25 protein-coding genes are annotated in these 20026 nt (G+C 47.3%); 15 read left to right on the top strand and 10 right to left on the bottom strand.

The genetic code is table 11. The features are described from left to right. Window positions 1–31: 31 nt before the first annotated feature. The 5 genes from GRF55_RS02865 to GRF55_RS02845 form a co-directional block, all read right to left on the bottom strand. Window positions 32–1051 carry a chorismate-binding protein gene (locus tag GRF55_RS02865; protein ID WP_220369053.1) on the bottom strand — a complete coding sequence of 340 codons (1020 nt, stop codon included), beginning with the start codon at window positions 1049–1051 and terminating at the stop codon, window positions 32–34. Between the two features lie 13 nt (window positions 1052–1064). After that, complete coding sequence (locus tag GRF55_RS02860) at window positions 1065–1280, bottom strand: hypothetical protein (protein ID WP_220369052.1); 216 nt, start codon at window positions 1278–1280, stop codon at window positions 1065–1067. Further along, the gene (locus GRF55_RS02855; protein ID WP_220369051.1) at window positions 1277–1750 is read right to left on the bottom strand and encodes a DUF3990 domain-containing protein; all 474 of its coding nucleotides are present in this window, start codon (window positions 1748–1750) and stop codon (window positions 1277–1279) included. Before GRF55_RS02855 ends, GRF55_RS02860 begins: the two co-directional genes overlap by 4 nt. Continuing rightward, entirely contained in the window at window positions 1747–1932 is a 186-nt protein-coding gene (locus tag GRF55_RS02850; protein ID WP_255563850.1) for a DUF3791 domain-containing protein, read from the bottom strand. Before GRF55_RS02850 ends, GRF55_RS02855 begins: the two co-directional genes overlap by 4 nt. Window positions 1933–2019: 87 nt before the next feature. Continuing rightward, window positions 2020–2436: a PaaI family thioesterase gene (locus GRF55_RS02845; protein WP_220369049.1), complete on the bottom strand. Its 417-nt coding sequence runs from the start codon at window positions 2434–2436 to the stop codon at window positions 2020–2022. 204 nt (window positions 2437–2640) lie between these two features. Between GRF55_RS02845 and lysS the strand changes: the two genes are divergently transcribed. The 7 genes from lysS to GRF55_RS02810 are packed head-to-tail and all read left to right on the top strand — an operon-like array spanning window position 2641 to window position 9196. Next, complete coding sequence (gene lysS, locus GRF55_RS02840) at window positions 2641–4371, top strand: lysine--tRNA ligase (protein WP_220369048.1); 1731 nt, start codon at window positions 2641–2643, stop codon at window positions 4369–4371. Between the two features lie 6 nt (window positions 4372–4377). After that, complete coding sequence (locus GRF55_RS02835) at window positions 4378–5373, top strand: NAD(P)H-dependent glycerol-3-phosphate dehydrogenase (protein ID WP_220369047.1); 996 nt, start codon at window positions 4378–4380, stop codon at window positions 5371–5373. A 25-nt stretch (window positions 5374–5398) separates the two neighbouring features. Then, window positions 5399–6040, top strand: coding sequence for an AAA family ATPase (locus GRF55_RS02830; RefSeq protein ID WP_220369046.1), 642 nt, complete (start codon window positions 5399–5401; stop codon window positions 6038–6040). A gap of 4 nt (window positions 6041–6044) precedes the next feature. Next, complete coding sequence (locus GRF55_RS02825) at window positions 6045–7397, top strand: glucose-6-phosphate isomerase (RefSeq protein ID WP_220369045.1); 1353 nt, start codon at window positions 6045–6047, stop codon at window positions 7395–7397. Next, on the top strand, window positions 7394–8137 hold the full coding sequence (locus GRF55_RS02820) for an HAD family phosphatase (protein WP_220369044.1): 744 nt from the start codon (window positions 7394–7396) through the stop codon (window positions 8135–8137). Before GRF55_RS02825 ends, GRF55_RS02820 begins: the two co-directional genes overlap by 4 nt. Before the next feature lie 21 nt (window positions 8138–8158). Further along, window positions 8159–8689: a hypothetical protein gene (locus tag GRF55_RS02815; RefSeq protein ID WP_220369043.1), complete on the top strand. Its 531-nt coding sequence runs from the start codon at window positions 8159–8161 to the stop codon at window positions 8687–8689. Between the two features lie 21 nt (window positions 8690–8710). Continuing rightward, window positions 8711–9196: a hypothetical protein gene (locus tag GRF55_RS02810; protein WP_220369042.1), complete on the top strand. Its 486-nt coding sequence runs from the start codon at window positions 8711–8713 to the stop codon at window positions 9194–9196. A gap of 91 nt (window positions 9197–9287) precedes the next feature. Here the strand turns inward: GRF55_RS02810 and GRF55_RS02805 are convergent, their stop codons facing one another. Further along, window positions 9288–9605: a heavy metal-binding domain-containing protein gene (locus GRF55_RS02805; protein ID WP_220369041.1), complete on the bottom strand. Its 318-nt coding sequence runs from the start codon at window positions 9603–9605 to the stop codon at window positions 9288–9290. A 28-nt stretch (window positions 9606–9633) separates the two neighbouring features. Further along, on the bottom strand, window positions 9634–10731 hold the full coding sequence (mnmA, locus tag GRF55_RS02800) for a tRNA 2-thiouridine(34) synthase MnmA (protein ID WP_220369040.1): 1098 nt from the start codon (window positions 10729–10731) through the stop codon (window positions 9634–9636). A gap of 127 nt (window positions 10732–10858) precedes the next feature. Between mnmA and GRF55_RS02795 the strand changes: the two genes are divergently transcribed. The 7 genes from GRF55_RS02795 to GRF55_RS02765 all read left to right on the top strand — a co-directional run bounded on the left by GRF55_RS02795 (window position 10859) and on the right by GRF55_RS02765 (window position 17255). Then, window positions 10859–11521, top strand: a complete 663-nt coding sequence (locus GRF55_RS02795) for a porin family protein (RefSeq protein ID WP_220369039.1) — start codon at window positions 10859–10861, stop codon at window positions 11519–11521. Window positions 11522–11866: 345 nt separating this feature from the next. Beyond that, on the top strand, window positions 11867–12814 hold the full coding sequence (locus tag GRF55_RS02790) for an SPFH domain-containing protein (RefSeq protein ID WP_220369038.1): 948 nt from the start codon (window positions 11867–11869) through the stop codon (window positions 12812–12814). Window positions 12815–12853: 39 nt separating this feature from the next. Next, a complete protein-coding gene (locus GRF55_RS02785) occupies window positions 12854–13045 on the top strand; it encodes a hypothetical protein (protein ID WP_220369037.1) in 192 nt (63 codons plus the stop codon). Further along, a complete protein-coding gene (locus tag GRF55_RS02780) occupies window positions 13042–13536 on the top strand; it encodes a DUF1648 domain-containing protein (RefSeq protein ID WP_220369036.1) in 495 nt (164 codons plus the stop codon). The genes GRF55_RS02785 and GRF55_RS02780 overlap by 4 nt, the downstream gene beginning before the upstream one ends. After that, the gene (locus GRF55_RS02775) at window positions 13533–14795 is read left to right on the top strand and encodes a S9 family peptidase (protein ID WP_220369035.1); all 1263 of its coding nucleotides are present in this window, start codon (window positions 13533–13535) and stop codon (window positions 14793–14795) included. Before GRF55_RS02780 ends, GRF55_RS02775 begins: the two co-directional genes overlap by 4 nt. A 281-nt stretch (window positions 14796–15076) precedes the next feature. Then, window positions 15077–17032 (top strand): leucine-rich repeat domain-containing protein, encoded by a 1956-nt coding sequence (locus GRF55_RS02770; protein WP_220369034.1) that lies wholly within the window; start codon window positions 15077–15079, stop codon window positions 17030–17032. A gap of 7 nt (window positions 17033–17039) precedes the next feature. Beyond that, window positions 17040–17255, top strand: a complete 216-nt coding sequence (locus GRF55_RS02765; protein ID WP_220369033.1) for a hypothetical protein — start codon at window positions 17040–17042, stop codon at window positions 17253–17255. 42 nt (window positions 17256–17297) lie between these two features. On the opposite strand, the gene rsgA is transcribed toward GRF55_RS02765, so the two are convergent. The 3 genes from rsgA to GRF55_RS02750 all read right to left on the bottom strand — a co-directional run bounded on the left by rsgA (window position 17298) and on the right by GRF55_RS02750 (window position 19399). Continuing rightward, window positions 17298–18230, bottom strand: coding sequence for a ribosome small subunit-dependent GTPase A (gene rsgA, locus GRF55_RS02760; protein WP_220369032.1), 933 nt, complete (start codon window positions 18228–18230; stop codon window positions 17298–17300). 60 nt (window positions 18231–18290) lie between these two features. Continuing rightward, window positions 18291–18851: a ribosome recycling factor gene (gene frr, locus GRF55_RS02755; protein ID WP_220369031.1), complete on the bottom strand. Its 561-nt coding sequence runs from the start codon at window positions 18849–18851 to the stop codon at window positions 18291–18293. Between the two features lie 77 nt (window positions 18852–18928). Continuing rightward, window positions 18929–19399, bottom strand: coding sequence for a GAF domain-containing protein (locus GRF55_RS02750; protein ID WP_220369030.1), 471 nt, complete (start codon window positions 19397–19399; stop codon window positions 18929–18931). Between the two features lie 204 nt (window positions 19400–19603). Here GRF55_RS02750 and GRF55_RS02745 point away from each other — a divergent pair, with 204 nt between their 5' ends. Beyond that, complete coding sequence (locus GRF55_RS02745; protein WP_220369029.1) at window positions 19604–20020, top strand: hypothetical protein; 417 nt, start codon at window positions 19604–19606, stop codon at window positions 20018–20020. Window positions 20021–20026 lie beyond the last annotated feature (6 nt).

The following is a 20026-nucleotide window of genomic DNA, read 5'->3' as shown; positions in this document are numbered from 1 at the left end:
TCAGTGAATTTGGTTTTCTGAAGTTGAACTTTTATTTCTCAAAAAGCTGCCGCATTGCCTCCATTTTGGCTTCCGTCTCCAGCCATTCGCTCTCCATCACGCTCTCACGGAGCAGTCCGCCACCGGCATATAGGCGAATTTTGTTGCCAAGCATCTGCATGCAGCGCAGGGAAACATAAAGAGAGGTCTGGCTGTTGGCATCGAAAAGCCCACAGAAACCGCTGTAATAAAGGCGTGGAGAATGTTCGTTGGCAAGAATAAACTGCCGCGCTTCGGCTTTCGGAATGCCGCAGACAGCGGGCGTCGGATGCAGTTGTTCCACCAACTCCGCCACTTCCATCCGCTCATTCATGGTGAAACGGAAGTCGGTCTGCAGGTGCATGACGTTGGCAGCGCGGACGGTTTGTGGCTCGCCGATGCTTGTCTTTTCGGAAAAAGGAGCAATCGTCCGTGCTATATAATCGCCTACAAGTCGCTGTTCCTCCCTATTCTTATCCGTCCACACGGGTTGTTTCGTAGCCAGAATCGTTCCTGCCAGCGCCATCGTATAGCCATCTTTCCCTTCCATCCGCAACAACACTTCGGGTGTGGACATAAGCCAGATGCCATGGTCGGGCGTTTTTACAAGTGCGACAAAGGCATTCGGATAGGCACGACAAGCACGGAAGAACAGGCATTCCGGCGCCACCTCGCCTGTCACAATCCACTCACTGCTACGTGAGAGCACCAGTTTCTGGAAATCATTTGTCAGCAAACGCCCGTGAAAACGTTCAAAATCAACAGCATACGATGCCCGTTCCTCGTCAATGGAGAGTATTCTTTGCAAATGGAACTCCTGCCGTTCCACCTCAGGCAACGCACAAGTTTCCGCATCATCGGCATCGAACATCAGAATCGGCGTGTCTTTATCCGACGCGAAAGGCGCAAAGACAAAGCCTCGCCTGCCGTCCAAATCACGACAACAGGACAACGCCTCAGGTTCCGTTTCGCCCCTCCCGAGCCGTACATACTCCTTCTTTCCGGGCAATCTATACAACACTTGAGTGGTCATTTGCTTTTTCCTCTCACGCTATTTCTTCCTTCAGATAGTCGTAAATATAGGCGGGGCTTTGCAGGTAGAGTCCTGTTTTGGTATTCGTCAGCTTTTCATAGATTTGAGATGTGTACACTTTTTCAAAAGCATCAATCAGCGAAAGATGATACTCTTTTTGCAAAAGCAAAACAATTTCTTCCACATCGCTGTTAATAATAAATTGCTGTTGTTTCTTAGTCAGTCTCATATCCTTTTCAATTGTTGTATGGCATGCTCCGTTCCGAAATAATATTGGCGGTTGATTTTCTTATAAGAAAGCTCTTTCACGAGTGTATCCATCGTTATCAGCCGTTGCATGTAAAGATTCAGTTGATAGACAACGCCGTCATCGGCAACTGGTCCTACGACAATATCGTATTGATGTACAGGCTTCTTACCTGCTTTTCGGTTTTGCAGGATGAACAGTGCCCATTCTTCGCAGACTTGTTCAAAAACCTTTACGCTCATCTCTTGACTTTTTAAGAAAGTCTCATCAAACTCATAAACCTGTACAATGGGATTCCCCTTACCTTCAAATTCACATCTCCGGACAGCCATTGCTTGCGCTTGCGAGCGAATGTCAGTCAAATAAAAACCTTTTCCGAAATCTTTATTCGGGCGGCATTTGGATAATTCTATCGTCTGGAAGTCCGTATTTGTGCCATGATATAGTTTCATTCAACAGTCCCTCCATGTCGCTTACAATACGTTTTCAAGTCGCTAAGTGTATTTTCAAGGGAGAGTAAATGTTCCGCATCGTAGCATTTATCAAGGAATTCCAATCCCCGATAAGTTTTCAGATAATTGAAAGCCATTGCCGAAGACATTTTGAATTTCTTTCCAAACTCGACAATACACATATTGATATAACGTATTTTATTCATCAGAAAAAATTTTCTTTTTGCGCAAAGATAATATTTATTTTTGAAAAGCAAGCGAAAACTCCCCTATTTATTCTTCGGAGAGATGATATAGTTTGTCACGTGAACGGTGGAAATCAGGTCGCCCGCTGAGTCGGTGATATCTACCGTCCACACATGCAGCGAGCGTCCTTTCTGCACGAGGTGTGCCACGGCGGTCACCGTGTCACCCTCGGCAACTGCCTTCACATGGCTGCCGCTGACGCTGATACCCACACAGATTTTGCCTTCACAGAGTGCTGACGAGCCGACACCTGCAAGGTTTTCTGCCAATGCCAGCGACGCACCGCCACTCAAGAAGCCGAAAGGCTGGCGGTTGCGCTCATCCACCCTCATCGTTGCCATGCACATATCCTCGTCGGGAGTGGAGATAAATTCCATGCCCAATGCCGTCGAAAGGTTCGGCTGACGGTTGATTATCTCCCGTATTCTATCTACATTCATATCTGAAATATTTTCTGCAAAGTTAGGCACATTTTCCCAACCTACAAAGTTTTTATTTGAAAAACGGAAAGAACTTCTTTTTTTTTCGTAACTTTGCAGAAGGTAAACTGCATCTCAGCATAAAAAAATAAATAGATTTATTTTGTTCTGCGTTCGATTTGCATTACCTTTGCACGCAATAAACATTACGAAATCATATACGATATGAACATTTTAGAACTGAGTGAACAAGAGATTGGACGCAGGGAAAGCCTGCAGGAGTTGAAAAAGATGGGCATCAATCCCTACCCCGCAGCGGAATATCCCACGAATGCGTTCTCCACCGACATAAAGGAACAATTCAAGGACGAGGAGCCCCAACGTGAGGTCTGCATCGCCGGACGCATGATGGGACGCCGCGTGATGGGTAAGGCATCCTTCGCCGAACTGCAAGATTCGAAAGGCAGAATACAGGTATATATCACCCGTGACGACCTCTGTCCCGGCGAAGACAAGGAGCTCTATAACACGGTGTTCAAACGCCTGTTGGACATCGGTGACTTCATCGGTGTGAAAGGCTTTGTCTTCCGCACACAAACGGGAGAAATCTCCGTGCATGCCAAGGAACTGACCGTGCTGTCGAAGAGCCTCAAGCCGCTGCCCATCGTGAAATATAAAGACGGTGTGGCGTACGATAAGTTCGACGACCCCGAGCTGCGCTACCGCCAGCGCTACGTCGATTTGGTAGTCAACGAGGGTGTCAAGGAGACTTTCCTGCAGCGCGCAACGGTTATCCGCACCATGCGTCGCGTGCTCGACGAGGCAGGATACACGGAAGTGGAGACCCCTACCCTGCAATCCATCGCCGGCGGAGCCACAGCGCGCCCGTTCATCACCCACTTCAATGCGCTTGACCAAGATATGTATATGCGCATCGCCACAGAGCTGTATCTGAAACGACTCATCGTGGGCGGTTTCGAAGGTGTCTATGAAATCGGAAAGAACTTCCGCAACGAAGGCATGGACCGCAACCACAATCCGGAGTTCACCTGCATGGAACTCTACGTGCAATACAAGGATTATAACTGGATGATGGCGTTCACCGAGAAACTCCTTGAGACTATCTGTATCGCCGTGAACGGCACGACGGAGCGTGAAGTGGACGGACAAATCATCTCGTTCAAAGCACCCTACCGCCGACTGCCTATCCTCGAAGCTATCGAAGAAAAAACCGGTTTCGACTGCAACGGAAAGAGCGAGGACGAAATACGCGCATTCTGCAAGGAGAAAGGGTTGGAGGTAGATGAGACCATGGGCAAGGGAAAACTTATCGACGAACTGTTCGGAGAATTTTGCGAAGGCACCTACATACAACCTACGTTCATCATCGACTATCCCGTGGAGATGTCGCCGCTGACGAAGATGCACCGCTCAAAGCCAGGACTGACCGAGCGTTTCGAACTGATGGTCAACGGAAAAGAACTGGCAAACGCCTATTCGGAGCTGAACGACCCCATCGACCAGGAAGAACGGTTCGTGGAACAGATGAAACTGGCAGACAAGGGCGACGATGAGGCGATGATTATCGACCACGATTTCCTCCGCGCCCTGCAATACGGTATGCCGCCGACGAGCGGTATCGGTATCGGTATCGACCGACTGGTGATGCTCATGACGGGCAAGACCTTCATACAAGAGGTGCTCTTCTTCCCACAAATGAAACCGGAAAAGAAAGCACCACGCAGCACCAAAGAAGAATGGGAAACGCTGGGCATCGGTGAAGAATGGATTCCTGTGCTGAACAAATGTGGATTCTATCTGACACAAGACATCCGCGACGAAAAAGCGCAAGGACTTCAGCAGAAAATCGGGGAAGTTGTGAAGAAATACAAACTCGACATGCAGAAGCCAAGCGTCGATGAGGTACAGAATTGGATTGACAACGTAAACAAATAGGAAAAGATGTTTGATTGCGGAAAAATAGCAATCATCGGAGGAGGAAGCTGGGCGACTGCCATTGCCAAGATTGTCCTCAGTCACACGCAGCACATCGGATGGTACATGCGCCGCGACGACCGTATTGAGGACTTCAAGCGCATGGGACATAACCCCGCCTATCTGACCAGCGTGCATTTCAACATAGAGAACATTTTCTTTTCGAGCGATATCAACGAGATTGTGAAGAGTTATGACACACTTATCTTCGTCACACCATCGCCGTATTTGAAAAATCACCTGAAGAAACTTAAGACACGCATACGAGACAAGTTCATCGTCACAGCCATCAAGGGCATCGTGCCCGACGAGAATCTCGTATGCTCAGAATATTTCCATCAGGTGTATGACGTGCCCTACCAGCAGCTTGCCTGCATCGGAGGTCCTTCGCATGCTGAGGAAGTGGCTCTCGAACGGTTGTCATACCTGACCGTAGGATGCGCGGATGTTGAGAAGGCAAAAGCACTGACCGACGTGCTGTCCAGCAATTTCATCAAGACAAAAACCAGCACCGACGTGGTCGGAATAGAATACTCATCGGTGCTGAAAAACGTCTATGCCATTGCAGCAGGAATATGCAGCGGACTGAAATACGGCGACAACTTCCAGTCGGTGCTCATGTCGAACGCCGTGCAGGAGATGTCGAGATTCCTCAAGTCCGTACACCCCATCGAACGGAGCATCGAAGACTCCGTATATCTGGGCGACTTGCTGGTCACGGGATATTCCAACTTCTCACGAAACCGCACCTTCGGAACGATGATTGGAAAAGGATACAGCGTGAAAAGCGCACAAATCGAGATGGAAATGATTGCCGAAGGCTATTTCGGAACCAAGTGTATGAAGGAAATCAACCGACACATGCACGTCAACATGCCCATCCTCGATGCAGTATATAACATCCTGTACGAGCGCATCAACCCACAAATAGAAATCAAACTGCTGACGGACAGCTTCAGATAGACATTAACCAACAATAATATATATTATGAACAAAAACGAACAATTCATCATAACCATCAACCGCGAACTGGGTTCGGGCGGTCGTTCCATTGGTGAAAAACTCGCGAAGACACTTAATGTGCCTTTCTTCGACAAGGCACTCGTAAAGGCACTGAGAGACAAATACAATCTTACTATTGAAGAGATTGAAAAACTGAAAGGAAAGAAGGTGTCGTGGTGGAATGACATCGTGCGCGGAATACAGCCTTTCTACAATGCCGCCAAAGAACACTATTACAAAGAGCCTGAAGAAATCACAAGCGGCGAAATATTCCGAACAGAATCACAGATTCTTAAAGAGATTGGGGAAAAAGAATCGTGCGTCATCGCCGGAAGAAGCGGATTCTTCATCTTCCGCGACCATCCCAACCACATCAGCATCCTCATCCAGGCACCCATGGAATATCGCATCAACCGCCTGATGACAAAATACAACAAGACGCGCGAAGAGTCCATCAAATCCATACAAGAAGTGGACACATGGCGTGAGAACTATATCAAAAGGAACACGAACACATCGCGTTACGATGCACGCAACTACGACCTTGTCATCAACATGGAAGACCTGACGGAAGACAATGCCGTTGAGCTCATCCTCGACTTCATTGACAAAACAAATAGCCTTTAAGCAAATGAAAAATATTAGCCTTGACATCAGAAAAGCAGACTGTTTCCTTGAGAATGGCACAGTAAAAGCTTTCGAACAAACAATAAAAGAGGTACAGACTGCTCTTGAGAAAGGCACTTGCTCAGGCAACGACTTCCTTGGCTGGTTGCACCTGCCTTCCACGACAACCGAAGAGTTCCTCAACGACATACAAACCACGGCAGACGTGCTGCGCAAGGAATGCGAAGCAGTAGTCGTGGCTGGCATCGGCGGAAGCTATCTCGGAGCACGGGCTGTGATTGAAGCACTGGCAAATGTGTTCCCCGCATGCTGCAAAGAAGAAAACTCCCCGCAAGTGTTGTTTGCTGGAAACAACATCAGCGAGGACTATCTCTCCGAACTCTGCCATTACCTGAAAGACAAGCGCTTCGGTGTCATCAACATCTCGAAAAGCGGAACGACAACCGAAACAGCGCTGACTTTCCGCCTATTGAAGAAACAATGTGAACAACAACTCGGGAAAGAAAATGCGAAACGCGTCATCGTTGCCATCACCGACGCAGTAAAAGGAGCTGCACGTGCCGCTGCCGAGAAAGAGGGCTACAAGACATTCGTCATCCCCGACAATGTCGGCGGACGCTTTTCCGTTCTCACACCGGTCGGACTACTTCCCATCGCCGTTGCGGGATTCGACATCCGACAACTCATCAAAGGGGCTGCCGACATGGAGAAAGCCTGCGGAGCTGACGTGCCGTTCACGGACAACATCGCGGCACAATATGCTGCCGTCCGCAATGCACTCTATCGCAACGGAAAGAAGATTGAAATCATGGTGAACTACCACCCCAAACTCCATTTCATCGCCGAATGGTGGAAACAACTCTATGGGGAAAGCGAAGGAAAAGGCGGCAAAGGAATCTTCCCTGCTGCCTGCGACTTCACCACCGACCTCCACTCCATGGGACAATGGATACAAGATGGCGAGCGCACTATCTTCGAAACCGTGCTCAGCATTGAGCAACCAAACAAGGAACTGTCTTTCCCCTACGATGAGGAAAATCTCGACGGACTGAACTTCCTTGCCGGAAAGCGGATTGACGAAGTGAACAAGATGGCAGAACTGGGCACACGCCTCGCACATGTGGACGGCGGAGTTCCAAACATCCGCATCACACTGCCAGAACTGAACCCCTATTATATCGGGCAGCTGCTCTACTTCTTTGAAGTGGCATGCGCCATCAGTGGGCTCGTGCTCGGTGTCAACCCGTTCGATCAGCCAGGCGTGGAGGCATATAAGAAAAACATGTTTGCCTTGCTCAACAAACCCGGCTACGAAGAAGCATCAGCTGCCATCAGAAAACGCCTGACCGAAGAATGAACGAAAGAATCAAACAAGCCATCCGGCAATATACCGAGCGCAACGGTCTGAAAGCATTCCGCCCACGGGCAGTGCTGTTCGACATGGACGGCGTTCTCTATGACTCCATGCCCAGACATGCACGAGCCTGGCACGAAGCGATGCAGAAGTTTGGCATTGACATGCCCGAATACGAAGCATTCCGTGTGGAAGGAATGCGCGGAGTGGAAATCTGCCAGATAAAGGCACGCGAACAACTGCACCGAGAGATTACTGAAGACGAGGCGGAAAGGATGTATCAGGAGAAAGCAAAGCATTTTGCTTCATACGGCGACCCGCTCAAAATGGAAAGTGTGGAAGAACTCATGCGGAAGATGAAAGCCGACGGAATGCGCATCGGCGTAGTGACAGGAAGCGGACAGCGCCCGCTCATCCAACGCCTATGTCGTGATTTTGAAGGACTTATCGAATCTCCATTTATCGTTACGAGTTATGACGTGACACGCGGAAAGCCAGAACCTGACCCTTACCTGAAAGGACTTGAAAAAGTGGGAGCCGCAGCTACGGAAACAATTGTCGTGGAAAATGCGCCTTTGGGGGTGCGGGCGGCAGTGGCAGCAGGCATATTCACCGTTGCCGTGAACACAGGACCACTTCCCGAACAGATGCTCACAGATGAGCATGCAGACCTCGTATTCGAACGAATGTCTGATTTTTGTGAGGCGTGGGACAATTTTTCGACAAACAATGAGTTGATATAATAACAAATAAAACAAAAAACGATGAAAATGAAATGTATTAAATTGATGACATTGCTCATGGTTGCCGCTTTGGCAACGGTCACCTTCACGGCTTGTGGAGACGATGACAAAATAGAATTACCCGAGCGTACAACGGTAAAATACACTGTCTCAATCAGTGGAGACATGCTTCGCTTCTACGACATAACAATTAATTATCTCACTCCCACTGGTATTGAGAGAAACGAGACATTAAGCGAGCATACCTGGTCATATAATGAGACCGTAGAAGGACGGTATTATGAGTTCAAATTTATTGTACGCGCTATACTTAAAACCAATTTCAGAGAGCTTGTCGAGGAATACAAAAACATTCCAGACGGACCAACAACGGCAAACCTTCAGACTTCCCCGATATATAGCGCATATTTTACAAATAATACGGCAGCCAATACATACGATAACCGCAGACAAGAGGCCGAAGAACAAAATGTACATGTTACTGAGTTGGAGACGTATCTCGAAAACAACTCTTCTTTAATTCTGGTTAGCTTCCCTGAAAACGTAAAATAACATCTCCATATAACAAAAAAAATGATGAAAATGAAATGTATTAAATTGATGACATTGCTCATGGTTGCCGCTTTGGCAACGGTCACCTTCACGGCTTGTGGAGACGATGATGAGCCGATTGTACGACCAAACTACACGAAAGTGAAATATACTTGTTCGCTGGGAGAGAACTTCCTGCAGTTCTACGACGTGACCGTTACTTACACTGACATCAACGCACAGGAAGTCATTGAGCGTATGTCACAAAGAAACTGGCAATATGAAGGAAAGAAAGATGGTTTGCAGCCGGGCATGCGCTGCCAGGTTGTTGCCACACTCAAGAGCGACCACGGCGATTTGTCGGCTACATCCTACGACCTGTCGTATGCCTATACCGTGTATAAATACGATAAAGAGACAAGTGCTTTAGAGCGTAACGAGAAGGTTGAGAATGTCGTTTTGAAGGAAAACCTTGAGACATTTCTGAGTGAAAACCAGACTATTGTGATATTCACTTTCCCTGAATAAGCGAATCCATCCGATTCACATTATTATATAATATAAGGCTGGACATGCAGGAACGCCCTGATGTCCAGCCTTATATTTTTTCACTTCGGGGCTAAAGGACGACAGCCGTCCCACTACATGACACCATAAGCATCGAACCGCTTTGCCCGATTGTTTCGTAGTCGAAATCTATTCCGACGACAGCATTGGCACCAAGTTTCATCGCCTCGGTTTCCATTTCGCGCTGAGCCGCTTCCCGCGCCTCGCGCAACACTTTCTCATAAGTGCTGCTGCGTCCTCCGAAGAAATCGCGCAGTCCTGCCTTAAAGTCTTTCCACACGTTGGCTCCAATAATGGTTTCACCAGTAACGACACCCAAATACTTCTGTATCGGTTGTCCTTCGATTGTCGGTGTTGTTGAGAGTATCATTTTTCCTGTTTTTTAGTTAGACCTTTCCTTATAAAGTAATCTCACCGCTTCCGAAACAGCGGTGATGATTTTCGTCGTAGATGACGCAGAACTGCCCTGGCGCCACACCATGAATCGGAGCATCGGAATGCACCATGAAACTGTCTTCCGACGTCTTCTCTATGCGTGCTTTGAAATATTCGGGCGTATGGCGAATCTTAAACGTCACGTCGGCGGGCAGCAGATTTTCGCCACCGCTCTCACCGTTCCACGTCACGAAATGGAAGCCATGCACCTTAAAGTCACTCTGGTAGGCTGTCTCCGGGTCGTATCCTTTGCTGACATAGAGAATGTTTTTCTCCATATCTTTCTTAATGGCAAACCACGGTCCGCCGCCCAAGCCGAGTCCTTTTCGCTGTCCGATGGTGTGAAACCACAAGCCCTTGTGCGCTCCGATGCGCTTGCCCGTTTCCCACTCCACGACATCACCCTCCTGTTCGCCCAGATAGCGCCGCAGGTATTCGTTGTAGTTGATTTTCCCCAGGAAACAGATTCCCTGCGAGTCTTTACGCTTGGCGTTGACCAGATGCTCACGCTCGGCTATCTGCCGCACCTCGTCTTTCATGTAATGACCGATGGGAAAGAGTGCTTTCCGCAACTGCCAGTCGTAGATCTGAGCAAGAAAGTCGGTCTGGTCTTTCACCGGGTCGGGACTGGTGACGAGCCATTTCCGCCCGTCCGCCCATTCCGTCTGCGCATAATGTCCCGTGGCAATCAGGTCATAGTCGTGTCCCGCCTTGGCATCAAAAGCACCGAACTTAATCAGCCGGTTACACATCACATCGGGATTGGGCGTGAGCCCAGCCTTCACCTTCTCCATGGTGTAACGCGTCACCTCGTTCCAATACTCCTGATGGCAGTCAACGACCTCGAGACGACAACCGAAACGACGCGCCACAGCCGTAGCCATCTCCACATCCTCTTCGCTCGTGCAATCCCATTCCTCCTGCTCTTCAGGACCTATCTTGATATAGAAGCTGTCAGGATGCAGCCCCTGCCGAACCAATTCGTAGAGCACGACTGAACTGTCCACCCCTCCCGAGAGGAGCACAGCAATCTTTTTATCCTGCAATTCTTCCTGTTTCATCGCTGCAAAGATACAAAATTCCTATCACAATATAGGGATTTTCCGACAGAGTTTTAGGGGTTTTACTTTTCAACTGTCTGCAAAAAGCGCTTTCTTTGCCTTCGTAAACATTTAAACACACACGATTATGAAGAAGAAAATACTATTCACCGCCATGCTCCTGTGCACCATGACTGCCATCCCTGTCTCCGCACAGCGATACTATGGCCAGCGACCAGTGCCACAATACGGCAGAAACTACATCTCTCCCAACACCTATTATGGTTTGCGACTGGGCGTTATGGCATCGAAAGTGACATCTGACGACCGCTATCTGGACGGCAGCGACACGAAAGCCGGACTGAATGTCGGTGCTGCCATCGGCGTACAACTCACCCCGCGCGCACCGCTCTATTTCGAGACGGGACTCTATTACGCAGAAAAAGGCGGAAAAGGATATTTCGAGGGCGACAAGTTCACCTACAACCTCAACTACATCGAAGCCCCTCTCGTGCTGAAATACAACTTCTACGTTGACCGCGACATCTCCATCCAGCCCTTTGCAGGAGGATATTTAGCCTGCGGAGTGGGCGGAAAAATCAAGGACTTCGGCAACCGGGAAGCCTTCAACGCATTCGACGACCACAACTTCAAACGCTTCGACGGCGGAATACGTATCGGATGCGGGGCGCAGTTCAACCTACTCTATCTGGAACTGGGCTACGATTTCGGACTCGCCAATGTCTGCGACGACAATTTTGAAACATCACGCAACGGAGCCTTCTTTGCTAACATCGGAGTCAACTTCTGATACCTTCTATACTCTATATATTTCCCACGGCTGCCTGATTCCTACGGACGGGCAGCCGTTTTTCGTTGCCTTTCTCAGCATAAAGTTCAACGCCCAAAAAACAAATTCAGTGAAATTGGTGACCAAATTCAGTGAAATTGATGAGCAAATTCAGTGAATTTGGTTGGCAAAAACATTGCGATGAAACGACGAAAACACGGCGATTACGATAGAAAAATGCACACGGAGTCGGAAAAAAGTTGCACACATCTCATAAAATAATTGCAGAAAAATTTGGTCATATCAAAACAAACACATATCTTTGCAGTATCAAAATGATATCACTTATTTAACATTTAAAAAAATATGGAAACAAAAGAATTTGCTTTTAAGGGACTAACCATCAATGGTTTCCTGATGCTTTGCATCAACCTCATTCTCACACTTGGCGGCATCACACTGATTGTGTTGTCTATCATCAATGAGAATCTGCTGTTCATACCAGGCGGAATCATTCTCATCCTGTCACTTTTTCTATGGGGAGGCCTCATCAAGCTTGAACCAAACGAAACGCTTGTAATGGTGTTTTTCGGAAAATACAAAGGAACTCTTACGCGCACGGGCTTCTTCTGGGTGAACCCGTTCCTTACAACCAAAAAACTCTCGCTGCGCTCAAGAAACCTCGACATCGACCCCATTAAGGTCAATGACAAGACGGGTAACCCGATTATGATTGGTGTGATGCTTGTCTGGAAACTGAAAGACACCTACAGGGCAATGTTTGAAATCGACTCACAGACCATCGCAAAGACCGACAACCCTGCCACCGTAGGAACAAACGTGTCGGGCGTCATGCGTGCCTTCGAGCATTTCGTGCGCATTCAGAGCGACGCCGCCCTCAGACAGGTGGCTGGACAATACGCCTATGACGATACGGACAACAGCCATCAGGAAATCACGTTGCGCAGCGGTGGCGACGAAATCAACGAAGAGTTGGAAGCCAAACTCGACGAGCGCCTCGCCATGGCTGGCATCGAGATTGTAGAGGCACGCATCAACTATCTGGCATACGCACCCGAGATTGCCGCCGTGATGCTGCGCCGCCAACAGGCAAGCGCCATCATCACTGCCCGCGAGAAGATTGTCGAAGGTGCCGTTTCGATGGTGAAAATGGCGCTGGACAAACTCTCTAACGAAGAGATTGTAGAACTCGACGACGACAAGAAGGCTGCCATGGTGAGCAACCTGCTCGTCGTGCTCTGCGGAGACGATACTGCACAGCCGGTTGTCAACACCGGAACGCTGAACCATTAAGCACCGTCATGAGGGTGACTACATAAAAAAACAGCCCCGATGAAAAACAACAAGAGTTTCATTCTTCGCATCGACGCTGATACCATGAGTGCCATTGAGGCATGGGCAGCCGACGAATTCCGCTCCACTAACGGACAGCTTCAGTGGATTATCACTGAAGCGCTCCGTAAGAGTGGGCGACTGCCGAAGAAAAACAAAGAGAAAACCGACAGAAAGGATTCGCAAACATGACGCAAGAAAACAACGAAAAGACCGAGGACAAGCTCCACATACAACGCACAAAAGAAGGTACCATATTTGAAATTGTGACTGCCATTCTGACTGTCATACTATGGATTATAGCCATCGCCCTTTACAATAAGTTGCCCGATACGGTTCCGACCCACTTCAACTTGAGAGGAGAAGCCGACGGATTCGGCAGCAAATCCATTGTCTTTATCATGGCAGGCTTAAACACTCTGGTTGCAATCTTGCTTCTAACGACCGCCTACTATCCTCAGATACAGATACGCACGCCGTTCAGAATAAGGAACAACCGGCAATATGTCCCACTCATACGCATGGTGCGCTGCCTCGCTGTAGTCTGCTCCATCCTTCTAATCGGCATCGTCATCAGGATAAGCGGCAATCCTGTCGGCACCTATCTGTTTACAGCTGCGTTGATTTTACTATTCGTTGTGTGCATATTTTTCAATATACAAGCTTACAGACTAAGGAAATGAAAAAGATATTTTTTATACTTTCAGCGCTTCTTCTCACGACAACCGTTTCGTCACAAGCGCTTGATGGAACATGGAACGGAAAACTGAAGGTTGGCGGAAACAGCCTGACCGTCGTTCTGAATATTGACGGTAACAGCTGCACGCTCGACAGTCCGGACCAAGGTGCTAGGGGAATCGCGGCAGAACTGCTCACAAAGACAGAGGATTCCCTCTCCGTCCGTGTTCCGAGCATCTATGCAAGCTATGAAGGCAAGTTGCAAAACGACACGCTGAAAGGCATCTTCCAGCAGATGGGACTGCGCTTTCCGCTCACTCTGACACGGGGACTGCACGTCGTCAAGCGCCCCCAGACACCACAACCGCCATTTCCTTATCTGACTGAAGAAGTGACATTCTCCAACGAGAGCGACGGCGCAGTGCTCTCTGGGACACTCACCTACCCCGTCGGCTACACCAAGGAGCAACGCCCTACGGTGGTTGTCATGGTCTCCGGAAGCGGACTTCAAAACCGCGATGAGGAGATTTTTGAGCACAAGCCTTTCGCCGTCATAGCCGATTACCTTGCACGAAACGGCATTGCCACACTGCGTTATGACGACCGGGGATTCGGAAAGTCAACGGGAGACGTGGCGACCGCCACTACAAAGACGTTCAAAAGCGATGCCGAAGCTGCACTCCGATTCCTCCGCGACAGCAAAAAGTTCGGCAAAGCAGGCATCATCGGGCACAGCGAAGGCGGAAGCGTCGCCTTCATGCTGGCTGGAGAGAAGAAAGCCGACTTCATCGTGACACTGGCTGCTCCCGGAGTGCGGGGCGACAGCATCATCATCCAGCAGAACTACGACTTAGCCAAACACATGGGACAACCCGTCACTTATGAGCAGTGCGCCGCCTTGATGCCCAACATCCGACAACAAATGGCGCAAAACGCATGGTATATGTGGTTCCTGGATTACGACCCGGCAGCCGATATTGCCCGCATCGCCTGCCCCACACTGATTCTCAACGGAGAGAAAGACTTGCAGGTAGATGCGGCCATCAACCTTCAAGCCATCCGTTCAAAGATGAGCAAAAGCCCTATCGGCAGCACTCAACATCAAAAAACAGATGACTTCCAAATCATCAGCTATCCCAACCTGAACCACCTTTTCCAGAACAGCACGACCGGACTGCCTTCAGAATACGGGCAAATAGAGGAAACTTTCTCGGAAAAGGTCATGAAAGACATGGTTGAATGGATAACGAAACACATCGAATAGCCGTCAGAACAGGAGTTTTATCCTACAAGACCACACTGTTTGACGCATGGCAAAATACCTTCTTCTTGACAGGAAGACCGCCTCTTGATTAGCAAGATAATAATACAAAATTAACCTGCAGCAAGGCTCTATATTTACAGGAATTATGTTAAAATTCACATAACTACCACACTATTATCTTAAAAAAATAAAATAACAAACCCAAATATATTAATTTTTATCTTTTTATAAACGAAATACGTATTTTTGCAATGTCATTTTTCAGGAAATATCAATGAGTTATGAAAACCGAATTAAAACCCCTTTTGCTTTTAATCATCTTAGTGTGTATTCCCAGCCTACTTGAAGCCCAAACTTCTACTACCATCAACGGCTTAAAATATACGCTAAACACAAACGGAACAGCTACGCTTACGGGACGTGAATCTACTTCCATTACAGAGATTTATATCCCTGCTACAATCACATATAACGATGTGGTCTATCCTGTGACGGAAATAGGCAGTAGTGCATTTACTGGAGGATATATTGACAGAAGATTCAATAATATTACCAAAGTAACTTTTGAAACTCCGAGTAATGTTGCCACCATAAGACAAGACGCATTTTATAGTACAAGTTTTGGTACAATTATCAGTGATGGAAAAGTGGTAGCTCTTGGAGGTCCATTAGTAATACCTGGAAGTGTAAAAACAATTGAAGAAGGAGCTTTTCATTGGTGTGGCATGAGTTCCATTGTTTTTGAAGAAGGAGTTGAACATATTGGCAGAGGAGCATTTTATGATTGCCGCCTTGCTCTTAAATCTATTACTTTTCCTTCTTCTTTGAAATCTATCGGCTCATTTGCATTTATGTGGTGTAACAAGGTTCCAAGCATTACGCTTCCTGAAGGTCTGAAATATATTGGTAGTTTTGCCTTTGCATTCAATTACGCTTTAAAAGAACTGCACATGCCCAGCACATTGGAACACTTCGGCAACAGCGTTTTATTCAACAACTACCAATTGTCAGACATTACCATCCAACCCAATTGCCAATATTTCACCATGGGAGAGGGAAATGAAGAGGGAATTATTTTCAATAAAGATAAGACGCGACTCATTTTCTTTTCTGCCGAACAAAAAATATTAGGGCGACGCTATCAGTATAAAGTGCCTACACATGTAAAGGAAATCGGTGGCGGTGCTTTCTCCGGAGTCAGAGATGAGCTAAAGTCCATTGTTCTTCCCTCCACATTAGAACTGATAGACTCATTCGCTTTCATTATGAACCCATTGGAACGAATTACCGTTCCAGCAAATACACAATTAATGGTTGGAGCATTTCCGAGTGATTGTAAGGAAATATACATGATGGGCAATCAGGGACCAGCACAAGTCAGAGAAGCATTAAAACCTGTGTCGCTTTATCCTTGCTCTGGAGTTACCTCGGAATATTATGGCGGTGATATTACTGCAATATTATATACAAAAGAAAGCCTTCTTGATACCTATTCCAGTTTAGCGGGAAAAACTATTGGTTATGGAGCTCCAAGCAAAATTACCGCTGTTTCATCTGAAATACCTGCAACGGCAGCGAAGCGTTTAACTTCTTTATGTCGCGACTTCGATGTGGATCTTACTGATGCAACATTGGCTAACGGAGTAAAAGCTTACATTGCTACAGAAGCAAAAAAAGGTACCATTACCGAGCTGGACGGAAATGAGTTCTCTGGAACTTATATGGTCATGACACCTATTGACTATATTCCCTCGCGGACAGGCGATGAAAACGATGATTATACTGGTGTTATCATCATGGCTGAGCCAGGAACAGAATTTAAATATAAGATGGGTGAAAACGATTGCTTTAGCAGTTCACAAATCACATTAGACCAACCTAATCTACTTGAAGGAGCACCATGTTATATGCACGTCTGGCCAACAGAAAGCGACGGCGACAAGACCTATCGCTGCTTCGGACTCAACAACGGACGCTTCAAGTCCTACTCTGCAGAGGGCACTCTGTCGTGGAATAAAGCCTATCTTCGTATTCCCAACGACTACATTTATGGTGCAAAAGAAATTGTTTTCTCTTTTGAAGAAGAGGAAGATCTACAAGTAACGGGCATCTCTACATTAGAAAAAGAGCAATCAAATGATATTATTTATGATTTGCAAGGAAGACGCCTGTCGAATAAGGAGATGCTGAAACCAGGTATATATATTATTGGAGGTAAAAAAGTGATTGTAAAATAGGAAAAATATGAAAAAGAGACCATACATATCCCCTTATGCTGAAATTATCCATCTTCAAGCAGAAAAGGACATCGCAGATTTAGTCATTGCCGTATCTGGAACCACAACACCTGAAGAATCTGATGGCAAAGGAACATTCTTTGATGATGAAGATGAAAATGATAGTGATATGGCACCAATATATAAAAAATACAGGTACAATATTTGGGAAAAAGAGTTCTAATCTTTCGTTTTTATATTCCTTTTAAACACAAATACTTGACCACTAATACGCCTCCCGATACTTGCCTTCGTCCTTATCGTCGAGCATTGAGAGGTAGGAATTGTAGCGACTTTCGGCAATATAGTGATCCTCCACCGCTTGCCGAACCGCACAATTTGGCTCGTGTGTATGCGTGCAATTATTGAAACGGCAGTCTTTTGAGAAATGGAAAATCTCGCGGAAATAGCCCGTCAGTTCTCCCCGTTCGATATCAAATGTTCCAAACCCCTTGATGCCTGGTGTATCTATCGCCCACCCGCCATCGGGCAATGGCAACATCTCACTGAACGTCGTGGTATGCATACCCGTATGATGTGCTTCGGAAATTTCAGCCGTACGCAGGTTCACATCGGGGATGAGGAGATTCAGCAAAGTGGATTTCCCTACTCCACTATTACCGCTGAAAAGTGTTACCTTATCTTTCAAGAGCGCTTTCAATTCCTCGGTGCCCTCACCAGTAGCAGCCGATATAGCCACACACTGATATCCGATGGTCTCATAGAGTTCCATCATCATCTGCTGATAATGCCGCTCTTCTTTAGAAAGCAGGTCCGTTTTGTTGAATATCAGTACGACGGGAATCCGATAAGCCTCTGCCGAAGCCAAAAAACGGTCAATAAAAGTGGTGCTCGTTTCTGGATAGTTGATGGTCACGATGAGGAATGCCTGATCCACGTTCGCTGCCAGGATATGACTTTGTTTTGAGAGGTTGGATGACTTTCGGATGATATAATTGCGCCTGTCTTCTATTTCAGTAATAAACGCCGTTCCTTCTGCATTCTTCACAATACACACCCTATCGCCCACAGCCACGGGATTAGTGCTGCGAATACCCTTCAGACGGAAATTACCTTTGATTTTACTTTCTATTACAACACCGTCATCCGTAAGGACAGAATACCAACTGCCCGTATTTTTTATGACAAGTCCTTTCATACAAAATAAAACATGGCGCAAGGAATACTCAATTCCCCTCGCCATGTCTCAATCGTTCTTTTAGACGGTCATGATTTCCTTGTTCTTATCTTCGAGCAAGTCGTCTATCTGCTTGATGTATTTATCGTGCAACTTCTGCAATTCAAGTTCGGCATCTTTTTCATTGTCCTCACTAAGTCCGTCCTTGATGGCTTTCTTCAGTCGGTCTTTGATGTCGCTACGCACATTGCGCACCTCCACCTTCGCCTTCTCACCGATTTTATTGCACTGTTTTACCAATTCCTTACGACGCTCTTCCGTGGGTTGCGGAATGTTCAGGCGGATAACTTCACCATTGTTCTCGGGCGTAATCCCCACGTCCGAATCCATAATGGCTTTCTCTATATCCTTGATTTGTTTTTTGTCCCATGGCTTAATGGCAATCGTACGGGCATCGGGCACAGACACGTTTGCCACTTGATTCAACGGCACCATCGAACCATAACTATTCACCCTCACGCCGTCAAGAATCGCTACATTGGCGCGACCGGCACGCACGCGTGCCAACGACTCCTCAAGAAAAAGGGCTGCCATCTGCATTCTCTCTTCACTCTCGTTCAAAGTTTCTTTTACGTCTATCATATCTTTTCAAATTAGTTTCTTCTACAAAAATAGTGTTTTCATTTGGATTGTACAAAAAATCTTCAAAAAAGTTTCATTTATCCCTTCGCATAGAGATTTTCTGTCATCAGGCGCGCCAACTGTTCCAGATATTTTTTGTCGGTCTCATCGAACGCATTCAGTTCATCGCTGTCGATATCCAATACACACCGGAAGTTTCCCTGTCCGTCGAACACCGGGACAACAATCTCCGATCGGCTGAGCGACGAACAGGCGATATGTCCTGGGAACGCCTCCACATCAGGAACAACGATGGTTTCACCTTGTGCCCATGCCGCACCACAAACGCCTTTTCCATAAGGAATGGTATAGCAAGCCACACTGCCCTGAAACGGTCCGAGCCGCAACTTGTCGCCGTCGCGATGGGTATAGAAACCTATCCAGAAATACCCCAAACGTTCCTTTAATACGGCAGCAATATTCGCCTGCACACCCACCTCGTCGGTCTCTCCTGCCATCAGCGCTTCCACCTGCGGAAGCAACTCCTGATAAATCTTCTCCTTATCCATCCTTATCAATATTTTCTTCGTAAGTTTTATTCAGAAAAAGTCACGTTCTCACTTCCTGCAAAGATAAACAAAATCTGGCGAACCGAGTGCAAAACTTTGCAAAAAAGTATGACAATCCGCACTCCCCGCTAAGAAAAAAGCCGATTTTATGGCGACATATCAGTTTTTTTATTACCTTTGCAGGACAATAGAAAGACTAAGAACATGATAAAAAACATCATCCGCACGATAATGACCATTGCGCTGCTGACGGTCAGTTCAGCAGGTTTTGCAGACGACTATAACTACATGAACCTGCAAAAAAGCGATGCTGCCGCGACGACCGAGTCGATTGACCTGAGCACGTTCACGGCAATCAAGTTCAACAATGGGAATCTGACCGTGCTCAACGGCTCAACCACCGTGAAGACTTATGCACTATCCACACTCCGGAAGATCACTTTCGGCAAGACGTCCACAGGCATTCGCGAGCTGGACGCCGTACAGGTCAACGCCCCGGTAGAGGTCTATACTGCGACGGGCGTCCACGTAAAGAGTGGCGATGCCGACCTCAGCGGGCTGCCGCGGGGCATCTACATTGTGAAGATGGGTGGCAAGAGCGTGAAGGTGTTGAACAAATAGCGCAAG

This window comes from Prevotella sp. Rep29 (assembly GCF_019551475.1).
Classification (GTDB): Bacteria; Bacteroidota; Bacteroidia; order Bacteroidales; family Bacteroidaceae; genus Prevotella.
This window is presented reverse-complemented; position numbering and strand designations above follow the sequence as displayed.

Bases quoted from the DNA above. Each gene is read 5' to 3' on its own strand.
- GRF55_RS02865 (WP_220369053.1), bottom strand. From the start codon at position 1,051: ATGACCACTCAAGTGTTGTATAGATTGCCCGGAAAGAAGGAGTATGTA.
- GRF55_RS02860 (WP_220369052.1), bottom strand. From the start codon at position 1,280: ATGAGACTGACTAAGAAACAACAGCAATTTATTATTAACAGCGATGTG.
- GRF55_RS02855 (WP_220369051.1), bottom strand. From the start codon at position 1,750: ATGAAACTATATCATGGCACAAATACGGACTTCCAGACGATAGAATTA.
- GRF55_RS02850 (WP_255563850.1), bottom strand. From the start codon at position 1,932: ATGTGTATTGTCGAGTTTGGAAAGAAATTCAAAATGTCTTCGGCAATG.
- GRF55_RS02845 (WP_220369049.1), bottom strand. From the start codon at position 2,436: ATGAATGTAGATAGAATACGGGAGATAATCAACCGTCAGCCGAACCTT.
- lysS (WP_220369048.1), top strand. From the start codon at position 2,641: ATGAACATTTTAGAACTGAGTGAACAAGAGATTGGACGCAGGGAAAGC.
- GRF55_RS02835 (WP_220369047.1), top strand. From the start codon at position 4,378: ATGTTTGATTGCGGAAAAATAGCAATCATCGGAGGAGGAAGCTGGGCG.
- GRF55_RS02830 (WP_220369046.1), top strand. From the start codon at position 5,399: ATGAACAAAAACGAACAATTCATCATAACCATCAACCGCGAACTGGGT.
- GRF55_RS02825 (WP_220369045.1), top strand. From the start codon at position 6,045: ATGAAAAATATTAGCCTTGACATCAGAAAAGCAGACTGTTTCCTTGAG.
- GRF55_RS02820 (WP_220369044.1), top strand. From the start codon at position 7,394: ATGAACGAAAGAATCAAACAAGCCATCCGGCAATATACCGAGCGCAAC.
- GRF55_RS02815 (WP_220369043.1), top strand. From the start codon at position 8,159: ATGAAAATGAAATGTATTAAATTGATGACATTGCTCATGGTTGCCGCT.
- GRF55_RS02810 (WP_220369042.1), top strand. From the start codon at position 8,711: ATGATGAAAATGAAATGTATTAAATTGATGACATTGCTCATGGTTGCC.
- GRF55_RS02805 (WP_220369041.1), bottom strand. From the start codon at position 9,605: ATGATACTCTCAACAACACCGACAATCGAAGGACAACCGATACAGAAG.
- mnmA (WP_220369040.1), bottom strand. From the start codon at position 10,731: ATGAAACAGGAAGAATTGCAGGATAAAAAGATTGCTGTGCTCCTCTCG.
- GRF55_RS02795 (WP_220369039.1), top strand. From the start codon at position 10,859: ATGAAGAAGAAAATACTATTCACCGCCATGCTCCTGTGCACCATGACT.
- GRF55_RS02790 (WP_220369038.1), top strand. From the start codon at position 11,867: ATGGAAACAAAAGAATTTGCTTTTAAGGGACTAACCATCAATGGTTTC.
- GRF55_RS02785 (WP_220369037.1), top strand. From the start codon at position 12,854: ATGAAAAACAACAAGAGTTTCATTCTTCGCATCGACGCTGATACCATG.
- GRF55_RS02780 (WP_220369036.1), top strand. From the start codon at position 13,042: ATGACGCAAGAAAACAACGAAAAGACCGAGGACAAGCTCCACATACAA.
- GRF55_RS02775 (WP_220369035.1), top strand. From the start codon at position 13,533: ATGAAAAAGATATTTTTTATACTTTCAGCGCTTCTTCTCACGACAACC.
- GRF55_RS02770 (WP_220369034.1), top strand. From the start codon at position 15,077: ATGAAAACCGAATTAAAACCCCTTTTGCTTTTAATCATCTTAGTGTGT.
- GRF55_RS02765 (WP_220369033.1), top strand. From the start codon at position 17,040: ATGAAAAAGAGACCATACATATCCCCTTATGCTGAAATTATCCATCTT.
- rsgA (WP_220369032.1), bottom strand. From the start codon at position 18,230: ATGAAAGGACTTGTCATAAAAAATACGGGCAGTTGGTATTCTGTCCTT.
- frr (WP_220369031.1), bottom strand. From the start codon at position 18,851: ATGATAGACGTAAAAGAAACTTTGAACGAGAGTGAAGAGAGAATGCAG.
- GRF55_RS02750 (WP_220369030.1), bottom strand. From the start codon at position 19,399: ATGGATAAGGAGAAGATTTATCAGGAGTTGCTTCCGCAGGTGGAAGCG.
- GRF55_RS02745 (WP_220369029.1), top strand. From the start codon at position 19,604: ATGATAAAAAACATCATCCGCACGATAATGACCATTGCGCTGCTGACG.